Source organism: Modestobacter sp. SYSU DS0904 (assembly GCF_054051115.1).
This window is the reverse complement of the sequence record NZ_JBJHAQ010000064.1, coordinates 1-11,374: the sequence shown is the minus strand read 5'-3', so window position 1 is coordinate 11,374 and position 11,374 is coordinate 1. Positions and strand designations below refer to the sequence as shown.

Here is an 11,374-nt window from a genome sequence, read left to right as displayed (position 1 = left end):
CGCCCCCCCCCCCCCCCCCCCCCCCCCCCCCCCCCCCCCCCCCCCCCCCCCCCCCCCCCCCCCCCCCCCCCCCCCCCCCCCCCCCCCCCCCCCCCCCCCTCCGCAGGGCCGGAAGGACCTGTTGTACAGTTGTCTCACCGACGCGGGGTGGAGCAGCTCGGTAGCTCGCTGGGCTCATAACCCAGAGGTCGCAGGTTCAAATCCTGCCCCCGCTACTCGTCCGGAGGGCCGGTCACCGTCATGGTGACCGGCCCTCCGTCATGTCCGGCCCGTCCGGCTGGTCCCGACCCCCGGTGCGGGGCGGCCCTGGCCCCGGTGCTGTTTGCGCCCAGGTGAGGGCGGGCACGTCTGGGCACGATCCCGGCGCCGCGGCGCGGGGTGCACGCCGCATCCAGGAGTCGGTGCCTGGGCGGGCCCTCCGCGCGTGGCTGCGCACGGACGGCTGTCGTGCGAGGAGGACCATGTCGATGACCGCGTCCGGCGACGCAGTGCTCGCCGCCCTCCCGGAGGCGCCGGCCCCGACGCTGCAGACGATCGGCACGCCGACCCTCTGGGCGGCGACCATCGCCGCCGTCATCGCCCTGCTGGTGCTCGACTTCGCGGTCACCCGCCGGCCGCACGCGGTGTCGATGCGCGAGGCGGTGGGCTGGTCGGTCTTCTACGTCGCCCTGCCGTTGGCCTTCGCCGTCTTCATCTGGGTCCAGTACGGCTCCCAGACCGGCCTGGAGTACCTGACCGGCTACCTGGTCGAGAAGTCGCTCTCGGTGGACAACCTGTTCGTCTTCATGCTGCTGCTGTCGGCGTTCGCCGTGCCGGCCGATCTGCAGCAGCGGGTGCTCCTCTACGGCATCGTCGGCGCCCTGCTGCTGCGCGGGATCTTCATCGCGCTGGGGGCGGCGGCGCTGCAGAACCTCAGCTGGGCCTTCCTGCTGTTCGGGGCGATCCTGCTGCTCACCGCGGTCAAGGTCCTGCGCGACCAGCGGTCCGGGCACGGGAACGAGCTCGACGTCTCCTCCATGCGGTCGGTCAGGCTGCTGCGCCGGTTCATGCCGGTGGTCGAGAGCTACCACGGGCCGCGGATGTTCGTGCAGCAGGCGGGCCGGCGTGCGGCGACCCCGTTCGCGCTGGTGGTGGTCGCCGTCCTGGCCACCGACGTCGTCTTCGCCGTCGACTCCGTGCCGGCCGTGTACGGGATCACCGGCGACCCGTTCCTGGTGTTCGCCACGAACGCCTTCGCCCTGCTCGGGCTGCGGGCGCTCTACTTCGTCCTCCAGGGCGCGCTCAGCAAGCTGGTGCACCTGGGGTACGGCCTGGCCGCCATCCTCGGCTTCATCGGCGTCAAGCTGGTCCTGCACTGGGCGCACGGCGTGTGGCCGGCGACGCCGGAGATCCCGACCCTGCTCTCCCTCGGGGTCATCGTGGGCATCCTCGCGCTGGTGACCGCGACCAGCCTCTACGCGACCCGCGACGACCGGCGTGGCGAGGAGCACCCGGAGCACCAGACGGGCCACGTGAGCCACCCCGGCGGCCCCCCGGAGAGGCGCCGGACGGATCCGGACGCCGATGCCTCCCGGGGGAGAGGCCGCAGCTGAGGACGAACCGCGGGTGCGTTCCGGGCAGTGCGGCGGTCGACGTGCCTGACCAGACCGGTCTCAGCCCCGTCGCCTCGGAGCTCGCCTCCCGCGGTCATCGCTCGACGTCGGGCGGGCGGCCGTCCCGCCGTGGGCAGCCGGAACGGAGGCCGGGAGGGAGTGCGGGGTCGGGGTGACCCCTGACCTCCAGCCCCGCGGACGCTGCGCCCGGTACGCGGAGGTTACGGTGACGGCGCAGGGTCATCGCGCCTGTTCGCACCGTCCTCAGACCAGGGGCATCAGCGATCGATCCAGGGAGCCCCGTGTGGCCGAGGAACGGAATTTCGACCAGCGGCTTGCCGCGATCACTCGTGCCCTGCTCGCCGAGCCGGACGTGGAGGACATGGTCCAGCGGGTGGTCGAGGCGGCCGCGGCCACGTTGAAGCCGGAGGTCTACGTCAGCGTCTCCCTGACCCGCCGGAACCGGGAGGTGGAGACGGCCGCCGCGAGCGACGAGCGGGCCGTGCGGGCCGACCGGCTCCAGTACGAGCTGGGGGAGGGGCCGTGCCTGGACGCCATCTGGGATCACGAGGTGCTGCAGATCGACGACCTGACCACTGACGAGCAGTACCCCCGCTGGTCCAGCAAGGCTGCCGAGGAGACCGGCATCCGCAGTGTCCTCTCCCTGCAGCTGTTCACCCAGGACGGCAGCCTGGGAGCGCTGAACCTCTTCTCACCACAGGTGCGGGCCTTCGACTCGGAGGACCGTGGCGAGGGCCAGGCCTTCGCGGCACAGGCGGCGCCTGCGCTGCGCCGGGCGCTCAACGAGGAGAACCTCCGCACGGCGATGGCGACCCGCACCCTGATCGGGCAGGCGCAGGGCATCCTGATGGAACGGCTCAAGGTCACCCCCGAGCAGGCCTTCTCGATCCTCAGCCGGCTCTCGCAGGACACCAACACCAAGCTGCGGGAGGTCGCCCGGCGGCTGACTGAGACCGGGGAGGTCCCCGGCCGCTAGCGCATCGGGGACCCGGGTACCGCCCGCCCGCCCGCCCGCCCGATCCGGGCCCGGGGACCCCGGGTTCGCATCCGGTCGTGAGGTGGGGTAACCTGATCTCACCGACGCGGGGTGGAGCAGCTCGGTAGCTCGCTGGGCTCATAACCCAGAGGTCACAGGTTCAAATCCTGTCCCCGCTACCAACCCGAAGGCCCGGTCACCGTCATGGTGACCGGGCCTTCGGTCTGTGTGGCGGCACCGACCCGGTTCCCCGGGCACCGGCGGCCGCCCGGGACGGAGAGGACGCAGTCGATGGGACCGGGGTCGCCAGAGGCGCCGCAGGGCTGGGCCGGGCAGCTGACCGAGCGGGTGCTCGCCGACGGTCGCCCGATCCTCTACTTCGACGACGAGCGCCGGGCCGGGCCCGTGCACTCGGCCGTCGACCAGCGGCCGCTGGAGGGCACCCCGCGCGCCGGTGAGGTGCGCTACGACGTCCTCACCGGGGAGTGGGTGACCATCGCGGGGCACCGGATGAACCGGACCTTCCTGCCCTCGGCCGCGGACTGCCCGCTGGACCCGACCCGCGACCCGGACCACCCGAGCGAGGTGCCCGACAGCGAGTACGACGTGGTCGTCTTCGCCAACCAGTTCCCCAGCTTCGCCCCGGCCGCCGTGGGCCCCGACGGGGCCGCCGCGCCGTTCGGCCCGGCCGACGGTCCCGCGTACGGGCACTGCGACGTGGTGGTCTTCTCCAGCGACCACGAGGCCTCCGTCGTCGACCTGCCGGCCCAGCGGATGCGCACCGTGGTGGAGGCCTGGGCGCAGCGGACCGCCGCGCACTCGGCCGACCCGCGGATCGCCCAGGTGTTCGTGTTCGAGAACCGCGGCCAGGAGATCGGCGTCACGCTGACCCACCCGCACGGCCAGATCTACGCCTACCCGTTCCTCCCGCCGCGCGCCGGTCAGCTGGTCGAGCAGGCCCGCCGGCACCGCGCGGCGACCGGCGGCAACCTGCTGGCCGACGTGCTGCGCGCCGAGCAGGCCGAGGGCCGGCGGATCGTGCTGGCCGGTGAGCACTGGACCGCCTACGTGCCCCGCGCGGCCCGCTGGCCGGTGGAGGTGCACCTGGCCCCGCACCGCGACGTCCCCGACCTCGCCGCGCTGGACGACGCGGAGAAGGCCGAGCTGGCCGTGGTCTACCAGGAGCTGCTCCGCCGGGTCGACCGGTTCCACCCCGGGGTCGACCGGGTGCCCTACATCGCCGGCTGGCACCAGGCCCCCACCGGCGCGGACCGGGACCTCGGCCGGCTGCACCTGCAGCTGTTCTCGCTGCTGCGGGCGCCCGGGAAGCTCAAGTACCTGGCGGGCTCGGAGTCGGGCATGGGCGCCTGGATCAACGACACGACGCCGGAGCGGATCGCCGACCGGCTGCGCGAGGTCGCATCGTGACCGCGCAGGACCAGGCCGACCTGGCCGCGGCGACCCTCCGGGACTCCTTCGGCGTCGAGCCGGACGGCGTGTGGACGGCGCCGGGCCGGGTCAACCTGATCGGTGAGCACGTCGACTACAACGGCGGCCGCTGCCTGCCGATGGCGCTGACCCGGGTCACCGCCGCGGCCGTGCGCCGCCGGGACGACGACGTCGTCCGGCTGGTCAGCACCGACCCGGACGCAGCGACGTTCGAGGGCACGCTCGCCGCTCTCGGGCCGGGGCAGGTCGAGGGCTGGGCCGCCTACGCCGCGGGCACCCTGTGGGCACTGCGGCAGGCCGGGATCGACGTCCCGGGCCTGGACCTGGCGGTGAGCAGCGACGTCCCGCTGGGTGCGGGCCTGTCCAGCTCCGCCTCGCTGGAGGCCGCGGTGGCGATCGCCGCCGTCGAGCTGGCCGGCCGGGCCGACGATCCCGAGCTCCGCCACCTGCTCGTGCGGGCCGCGATCCGGGCCGAGAACGAGGTGGTCGGCGCCGGCACCGGGGGCATGGACCAGACCGTCGCGCTGCTGGCCGAGGAGGGCTCGGCCCTGCTCATCCACACCCGCGACTTCCGCACCGAGCCGGTGCAGCTGGGCCTGGCCGACGCCGGGCTGGCGCTGCTGGTCATCGACACCCGGGTCAAGCACACCCTCGCCGACGGCCAGTACGCCCAGCGGCGCGCCGACTGCGACGAGGCGGCCCGGCAGCTGGGCCTGGAGTGGCTCTCCGACGCCACCGAGGCCGACGTCGACCGGCTGGTCGACCCGCGGCTGCAGGCGCGCACCCGGCACGTCGTCGGCGAGAACCAGCGGGTCGACCGGGTGGTCGAACTGGTGCGGGCGGGCCGGGTGGCCGAGATCGGCCCGCTGCTGGACGCCTCGCACGCCTCGCTGCGCGACGACTACGAGGTGTCGGCGGTGGAGTTGGACGTCGTCGTCGCGGCCGCCCGCGCGGCGGGTGCACTGGGGGCGCGGATGGTCGGCGGCGGGTTCGGCGGCTCGGCCATCGCCCTGATCCACCCCGGCGACGCGCAGGCGATCAGCGACGCCGTCGTCGCCGCCTGCCGTGCGCAGGGGCTGACCGAGCCCGCGACGCTGACCGTCACCTCCGGCCCGGCGGCGCACCGGCTGTCCTGATGAAGGACCCCCTTGCCCCCCACCGCTCGCAAGCTCGCGGCGGGCCCCTGCAAGGGGGCCGCCCCCCGGGGAACAGCGCTCCGGCCCGGCGGGTTGGCATCGGCATGGAGACCACCGTCACCGACGCCCCCGAGGACAGCCGCTACGAGATCCGCGACGGCGAGCGACTGCTGGGCCAGGCCGCCTACCAGCGGCGTGGCAACCAGGTGGTGTTCACCCACACCGAGGTCGACAGCGGCGAGGAGAACTCCGGGCTGGGCAGCACGCTGGTCCGGGCCGCGCTCGACGACGTCCGCAGCAAGGGGGAGACGGTCGTGCCGATGTGCTCCTTCGTGCGCGGCTGGATCGAACGGCACCCGGAGTACCGGGACCTGGTCGCCGCCGAGAGCTGACCGGCTGCACCGGGCTGCGGCCCGCCTGAGAGGCTGGGCGCATGCGTGTCCTGGTCGCCGGGTGGTTCAGCTTCGACGAGGTCATCGCGACCATCGGTGACGAGCTGGGGGCCGACGTCGTCACCGGCTGGCTCCGTGAGCTCGAGGTCGACCACGACGTCGCCTGGGCGCCCTACCTGCAGCGCGGCCCGGACTGGCGGGAGCTGGACCCGGCCGACTACACGCACCTGGTGTTCGTCAGCGGCCCGCTGTCGGACACCCCGCTGCTCCGCGAGCTGACCAGCGCCTTCGCTGCCGCCCAGCGCTGGGCGGTGAACGTCTCGGTGGTCTCCGACGCCGGTCGCGCGCTGTTCGACCAGGTGTGGGAGCGCGACGCCCCCGGGATCGCCCGGCCCGACCTCGCGATCGCCGCGGCGACCCCCGACGTCCCGGTCATCGCCGTGGCCTTCGCCCCGCCGCAGGAGGAGTACGGCGACCGCAGCCGGGCCGGGGAGGTGCGGGCGGCGATCGAGGGCTGGCTCGGTGCCCGGGCGATCCCGTGGTTCGAGCTGACCATGGACCTGTTCGAGAAGCCGCACGAGCGCTTCCCCGCCCAGGTCGAGGCGCTGATCCGGCGGGCCGACGTGGTGCTCAGCATGCGGCTGCACGCGCTGGTCCTGGGGCTGGCGCACGGCCGGCCGGTGATCGCCTGCGACGCGATCGTCGGCGGTGCGAAGGTGAGCGCCCAGGCGGCGTCGCTGGGCTGGCCGGTGGTGCTGCGGGCCGGCGAGATCGACCCGGCCACGCTGGACGCCGCGCTCGAGCACGCGCTGTCGGGCACGCTGACCGAGGAGATCGCCACCGCCCAGCGGCGTGGCGCCGAGGGCAACGCGGCCGCCCGCGACTGGTTCACCCGCCGGCTGCGGGGCTGAGCGGGCGCTGGGCGGCGGCGAACCGCCGCGCCAGCTCCGCGGGCACCGGCCGGCGCTGCCGCAGGGCAGCGGGCAGCCGGCGCAGCACGCCGGCGAGCGCCGAGCGCGCGGCCGGCTCGCGCAGGGCGCGGCGGGCCAGCCGAGCGGTCGCCGCGAGCGCCACCGGCACCGGTCGGCGCAGCCAGTCGACGAGCACGTCGTTGCGGGTCTGCTGCGCCCAGCGCTGCGGAGAGGGCTGGTCCGGGCCGGCCGGGTCGTGCCAGGCCACGACGTCGTCGGCGTAGGCCAGCTGCCAGCCGGCGGCGGCGAGGTCGAGGGCCAGCAGGTGCTCCTCGCCGCCGAAGAACAGCAGCGGGGAGAACCCGCCCACGGCCAGGTGGGCGTCCCGGCGCACCACGGCGGCGAAGGCCGGGAAGCTGAGCACGTCCGGGCCCGGGACGCCGGGCGAGCGGCCGAGCACCGCGGCCCGGTGCTTGACCGACACCCGGTCGTCGGACCCGTCGTGCGCCAGCCGCACCCGGCCGACGAGCACCGCGACGCGCGGGTGGGCGTCGAGCAGGTCGGCGGCCCGATGCAGGGCACCGGGCTCCCACCACGAGTCGTCGTCGGCGAACCCCACGTACGGCGTCGTCGCCCGCCGGACGCCGTCGGTGCGGGCGACCGCGCCGGCGTTGGCCGGCAGCTCCAGGACGCCGACCCGCGGGTGCCGCGCGCGGACCGCGGCCGCGGTGCCGTCGGAGGAGGCGTTGTCGACGACGATCACCGGGTGCCCGCCGTCGTCGAGCCGGGCGAGCGACCGCAGCAGTGACTCGCGCCGGTCGCGGGTGGCGATGACGACGCTGACGCGGTGCTCGCTCACGCCGAGGGGGCTACCCGCCCGCCGGGCGCACGCACCTGGACGCCGCGGGCACGGGTGTGCGACCGGCCACGTCAGGCGGAGAGAACGGTGCCGGTGTCGTCGAGGGCGCCGGCGAGCTCGTCGAGGGGCAGGTCGAGCACGCGGGCCAGGGCAGCGACGGTGAAGAAGGCCGGCGTCGGCACCCGGCCGGTCTCGATCTTGCGCAGCGCCTCCATGCTCACGCCCGAGGCGGCAGCGACCTCGGCAGGCGACCGGTCCCCGCGGGCCGCGCGGAGCAGGGCACCCAGTCGGCGGCCGCGCTCGCGTTCCTCGGGGCTCAGCGGTGGTCGGACCATGGGCGTGATAGTAATACCGGGATACCAATCCCGGAAGGACTACAGATGATCGAGCTGCGCACACCCGGGGAGATCGACGCCATGCGCGCCGCCGGTGCGGTGGTCGCCGACATGCACGCCGCGGTGCGCGCGCTGGCCGCACCAGGGGTGCGGCTGACCGAGCTGGACACCGTCGCCCGCCAGGTCCTCGCCGATGCCGGCGCCACCTCGCCGTTCCTCGGCTACGCGCCGCTGCACAGCACGCCGCCGTTCCCCGGCGTGCTCTGCCTGTCGGTCAACGACGTGGCCCTGCACGGCATCCCGACGTCCCAGGAGCTCGAGGACGGCGACCTGCTCAGCGTCGACGCCGGGGCCACCCTCGACGGCTGGGTGGGCGACGCGGCCCGCACCTACCCGATCGGCACGCCCCGGCCGGAGGACGTCCAGCTGGTGGAGACCACCGAGCGGGCGCTGGCCGCCGGGATCGCCGCGGCGGTCGTCGGCAACAAGATCGGAGACATCTCCGCCGCCATCGGTGCGGTCGGCCGGGCCGGTGGGTGCGGCATCAACACCGACCAGGGCGGCCACGGCGTCGGCCGGTCCATGCACGAGGCGCCCAGCGTGCCGAACGAGGGCCGGGCCGGCCGCGGGCTGAAGCTGCGCGCCGGCCTGGTGATCGCCATCGAGCCGTGGTTCCTGGCCGGCGGCAGCGACGACTACCGGGTCGACGCCGACGGCTGGACGCTGCGCAGCGCCGACGGCAGCCGCGCCGCCCACGTCGAGCACACGGTGGCTGTGACGGAGGACGGCCCCCGCATCCTCACCGCCCCGCGCTGACCCCCGCCGTTGTGCGCTCACCGTCGCTCCTCAGCCGAGGAACCGACAGCGAGCGCACAACGGCGATCAGGCGAGGGCCTGGTCGAGGTCGGCGAGGAGGTCGTCGACGTCCTCGATGCCCACCGAGAGGCGCACCAGGTCGGCGGGCACCTCCAGCGGCGAGCCGGCGGCGCTGGCGTGGGTCATCCGGTGCGGGTGCTCGATCAGCGACTCCACGCCACCCAGCGACTCGGCCAGGGTGAACACCGTCGTCCGCTCGCACACCCGCAGCGCGGCCTCCTCGCCGCCCGTCAGCCGGAACGAGATCATCCCGCCGAAGCCGGACATCTGCTTGGCCGCGATCTCGTGGTTGCGGTGCTGCGGCAGCCCCGGGTACAGCACGTCGCCCACGGCCGGGTGCTCCAGCAGCCACTCGGCGATCCGGCCGGCGTTGGCGCTGTGCCGGTCCATCCGGACGCCGAGGGTCTTCAGGCTGCGCAGCACCAGCCAGGCGTCGAACGGGCCGTTGACCGCGCCCATCGCGTTCTGGTGGTAGGCCAGCCGCTCACCGAGCTCGGTGTCGGAGACCACCAGGGCCCCGCCGACGACGTCGGAGTGCCCGCCCAGGTACTTCGTCGTCGAGTGCACGACGACGTCGGCGCCCAGCGTGAGCGGCTGCTGCAGGTACGGGCTGGCGAAGGTGTTGTCGACGACCAGCAGGGTGCCCGCGGCGTGCGCGATCTCGGCCAGTGCGGCGATGTCGGAGACGTTGAGCAGCGGGTTGCTCGGCGTCTCGCACCAGATCACCCGCGCCGTCTCCGGCGCGACCGCGGCGCGGACGGCGTCGAGGTCGTTGAGGTCGACCGGGGAGTGGGTGACGCCCCACGGCTGGAGCACCCGGGAGATCAGCCGGTAGGTGCCGCCGTAGGCGTCGCCGCCGAGCACGATCGAGTCACCCGGGCGGCACACGGTGCGCAGCAGGGTGTCCTCCGCGGCCAGCCCGGAGGCGAACGCCAGCCCCCGGGTGCCCTGCTCGAGCGAGGCTAGCGCCGTCTGCAGGGTGTCCCGGGTGGGATTCGCGCTGCGACTGTACTCGTAGCCACCGCGCAGCCCGCCGACGCCGTCCTGCTTGTAGGTGGTGGTCAGGTGCAGCGGGGGGATCACCGCGCCGGTCGCGGGGTCGGGCTCCTGGCCGGCGTGGATGGCGCGCGTGTTGAAACCGCTCATGGCCCGACCGTAGGCGTGATGCCGACGAGGTGGCCCAGCACGTCCTGCCGGGTGACGACGCCGGCCGGCTTGCCGTCCACGTGCACCAGCAGTGCGTCGGCGTCGCCCAGGGCGCTCACCGCCGCGGTCACCGGCTCGCCGGAGCCGATGATCGGCAGCGGCGGGGACATGTGCCGCTCGACCGGGTCGGCCAGCGTGGCCCGGCCGGTGAACAGGGCGTCGAGCAGCGTCTTCTCCGCGACCGAGCCGACCACCTCGCCGGCGGTCACCGGCGGTTCGGCCTTCACGACCGGGAGCTGGCTGACGCCGTACTCGCGCAGGATGTCGATCGCGTCGCGCACCGTCTCGGTCGGGTGGGTGTGCACCAGCGCCGGTGTCTCGCCGGCCTTGGTGGACAGCAGCTCGCCGACGGTCTCCCCACCGGACTCGGTGAGGAAGCCGTAGTCGGCCATCCACTGGTCGTTGAAGATCTTGTTCAGGTAGCCGCGCCCGCCGTCGGGGAGCAGCACCACGAGGACGTCGTCCTTCGTCAGCCGCTCGGCCACCCGCAGCGCGGCGACGACGGCCATCCCGCACGAGCCGCCGACCAGCAGGCCCTCCTCGCGGGCCAGCCGCCGGGTCATCGCGAAGGAGTCACCGTCGGAGACCGCGACGATCTCGTCGGCGATCGACTTGTCGTAGGCCTCCGGCCAGAAGTCCTCGCCGACGCCCTCGACCAGGTAGGGGCGGCCGGTGCCGCCGGAGTAGACCGAGCCCTCCGGGTCGGCGCCGATCACCTGGACCCGGCCGTCGCTGGCCTCCTTGAGGTAGCGGCCGACGCCGGAGATGGTGCCGCCGGTGCCCGCGCCGGTGACGAAGTGGGTGATCTCCCCCTCGGTCTGCGTCCAGATCTCCGGCCCGGTGGTCTCGTAGTGCGAGCGCGGGTTGTTCGGGTTGGCGTACTGGTCGGCCTTCCAGCCACCCGGGGTCTCCCGGGCCAGCCGGTCGGAGACCGAGTAGTAGGAGCGCGGGTCGGCCGGGTCTACGGCGGTGGGGCAGACGTGCACCTCGGCGCCGTAGGCCTTGAGCACGTTGATCTTCTCCTGGCCCACCTTGTCCGGGCAGACGAAGATGCACCTGTAGCCGCGCGTCTGGGCGACGATCGCCAGCCCGATGCCGGTGTTGCCGCTGGTGGGCTCGATGATCGTGCCGCCCGGCCGCAGCGCCCCGGACGCCTCGGCGGCCTCGACCATCCGCAGCGCGATCCGGTCCTTCACCGACCCGCCGGGGTTGAGGTACTCGACCTTGGCCAGCACCAGCGGGGCGTCGGGCCCCAGGTGCTCGGTCACCTTGTTCAGCCGGACCAGCGGGGTGCCGCCGATCAGCTCGACGACGGACTCGGCGTACTGCACGGGGTCTCCTGCGGCGCTCGGGCCGGTGACGGATCGCGCCGCCGGCGGTGCCCCCATCCCACCACTCCGTGCCCGTCCGGGCGCGCCCGGTGGGAGGCCCGCCGGGCCACGCGCCACCCCAGGCAGGTGCCGGCTGTTCCACAGGCGCGGTGCGGAGACCGCGCCCATGCTGGGCAGGTGCTGCTGGACGGGTACCGGGCGCGGGGGGGGGGCCCGCCCCCCGCGCCCCGCCCCCGCGCCCCCCCGGCGCGGGCGGGGCATACCCGGCGGGCGGGCGGGGGTGTGTATTC

Annotated in this window: 11 protein-coding genes and 2 tRNA genes; 9 read left to right on the top strand and 4 right to left on the bottom strand. The window is 74.6% G+C overall.

What is annotated here, in order from left to right; genetic code table 11:
* Nucleotides 1-141: 141 nt before the first annotated feature.
* The 8 genes from ACI79U_RS21010 (at nucleotide 142) to ACI79U_RS20975 (ending at nucleotide 6,477) form a co-directional block, all read left to right on the top strand.
* A tRNA-Met gene (locus ACI79U_RS21010) sits at nucleotides 142-215 on the top strand.
* 252 nt (nucleotides 216-467) lie between these two features.
* Nucleotides 468-1,592 carry a TerC family protein gene (locus ACI79U_RS21005; protein WP_457072200.1) on the top strand — a complete coding sequence of 375 codons (1,125 nt, stop codon included), beginning with the start codon at nucleotides 468-470 and terminating at the stop codon, nucleotides 1,590-1,592.
* Between the two features lie 304 nt (nucleotides 1,593-1,896).
* Nucleotides 1,897-2,589 (top strand): GAF and ANTAR domain-containing protein, encoded by a 693-nt coding sequence (locus ACI79U_RS21000; protein WP_457072202.1) that lies wholly within the window; start codon nucleotides 1,897-1,899, stop codon nucleotides 2,587-2,589.
* Between the two features lie 105 nt (nucleotides 2,590-2,694).
* Nucleotides 2,695-2,771: transfer RNA gene (locus tag ACI79U_RS20995), tRNA-Met, on the top strand.
* 109 nt (nucleotides 2,772-2,880) lie between these two features.
* Nucleotides 2,881-4,017 carry a galactose-1-phosphate uridylyltransferase gene (gene galT, locus ACI79U_RS20990; protein WP_457072204.1) on the top strand — a complete coding sequence of 379 codons (1,137 nt, stop codon included), beginning with the start codon at nucleotides 2,881-2,883 and terminating at the stop codon, nucleotides 4,015-4,017.
* The gene (galK, locus tag ACI79U_RS20985; protein ID WP_457072206.1) at nucleotides 4,014-5,174 is read left to right on the top strand and encodes a galactokinase; all 1,161 of its coding nucleotides are present in this window, start codon (nucleotides 4,014-4,016) and stop codon (nucleotides 5,172-5,174) included. The genes galT and galK overlap by 4 nt, the downstream gene beginning before the upstream one ends.
* Before the next feature lie 104 nt (nucleotides 5,175-5,278).
* Nucleotides 5,279-5,566 (top strand): GNAT family N-acetyltransferase, encoded by a 288-nt coding sequence (locus ACI79U_RS20980; RefSeq protein WP_457072208.1) that lies wholly within the window; start codon nucleotides 5,279-5,281, stop codon nucleotides 5,564-5,566.
* A 41-nt stretch (nucleotides 5,567-5,607) separates the two neighbouring features.
* Nucleotides 5,608-6,477 (top strand): polysaccharide pyruvyl transferase family protein, encoded by an 870-nt coding sequence (locus ACI79U_RS20975; protein WP_457072210.1) that lies wholly within the window; start codon nucleotides 5,608-5,610, stop codon nucleotides 6,475-6,477.
* Here the strand turns inward: ACI79U_RS20975 and ACI79U_RS20970 are convergent.
* Nucleotides 6,455-7,336 carry a glycosyltransferase family 2 protein gene (locus ACI79U_RS20970; protein ID WP_457072212.1) on the bottom strand — a complete coding sequence of 294 codons (882 nt, stop codon included), beginning with the start codon at nucleotides 7,334-7,336 and terminating at the stop codon, nucleotides 6,455-6,457. The two genes, ACI79U_RS20975 and ACI79U_RS20970, sit on opposite strands and share 23 nt — an antisense overlap.
* A gap of 71 nt (nucleotides 7,337-7,407) precedes the next feature.
* Nucleotides 7,408-7,671, bottom strand: a complete 264-nt coding sequence (locus ACI79U_RS20965; RefSeq protein ID WP_457072214.1) for a helix-turn-helix domain-containing protein — start codon at nucleotides 7,669-7,671, stop codon at nucleotides 7,408-7,410.
* A 45-nt stretch (nucleotides 7,672-7,716) separates the two neighbouring features.
* Between ACI79U_RS20965 and map the strand changes: the two genes are divergently transcribed.
* On the top strand, nucleotides 7,717-8,487 hold the full coding sequence (gene map / locus ACI79U_RS20960; RefSeq protein ID WP_457072216.1) for a type I methionyl aminopeptidase: 771 nt from the start codon (nucleotides 7,717-7,719) through the stop codon (nucleotides 8,485-8,487).
* A gap of 66 nt (nucleotides 8,488-8,553) precedes the next feature.
* Here the strand turns inward: map and ACI79U_RS20955 are convergent, their stop codons facing one another.
* Together ACI79U_RS20955 and ACI79U_RS20950 are read right to left on the bottom strand one after the other, a co-directional pair.
* Nucleotides 8,554-9,693: a cystathionine gamma-synthase gene (locus ACI79U_RS20955; protein ID WP_457072218.1), complete on the bottom strand. Its 1,140-nt coding sequence runs from the start codon at nucleotides 9,691-9,693 to the stop codon at nucleotides 8,554-8,556.
* Nucleotides 9,690-11,084: a cystathionine beta-synthase gene (locus ACI79U_RS20950; protein WP_457072220.1), complete on the bottom strand. Its 1,395-nt coding sequence runs from the start codon at nucleotides 11,082-11,084 to the stop codon at nucleotides 9,690-9,692. Before ACI79U_RS20950 ends, ACI79U_RS20955 begins: the two co-directional genes overlap by 4 nt.
* Nucleotides 11,085-11,374: the final 290 nt, after the last annotated feature.

Excerpts from the sequence above, each read along its gene's own strand:
- ACI79U_RS21005 (WP_457072200.1), top strand. The coding sequence starts at position 468 with ATGACCGCGTCCGGCGACGCAGTGCTCGCCGCCCTCCCGGAGGCGCCG.
- galT (WP_457072204.1), top strand. The coding sequence starts at position 2,881 with ATGGGACCGGGGTCGCCAGAGGCGCCGCAGGGCTGGGCCGGGCAGCTG.
- ACI79U_RS20980 (WP_457072208.1), top strand. The coding sequence starts at position 5,279 with ATGGAGACCACCGTCACCGACGCCCCCGAGGACAGCCGCTACGAGATC.
- ACI79U_RS20975 (WP_457072210.1), top strand. The coding sequence starts at position 5,608 with ATGCGTGTCCTGGTCGCCGGGTGGTTCAGCTTCGACGAGGTCATCGCG.
- ACI79U_RS20965 (WP_457072214.1), bottom strand. The coding sequence starts at position 7,671 with ATGGTCCGACCACCGCTGAGCCCCGAGGAACGCGAGCGCGGCCGCCGA.
- map (WP_457072216.1), top strand. The coding sequence starts at position 7,717 with ATGATCGAGCTGCGCACACCCGGGGAGATCGACGCCATGCGCGCCGCC.
- ACI79U_RS20955 (WP_457072218.1), bottom strand. The coding sequence starts at position 9,693 with ATGAGCGGTTTCAACACGCGCGCCATCCACGCCGGCCAGGAGCCCGAC.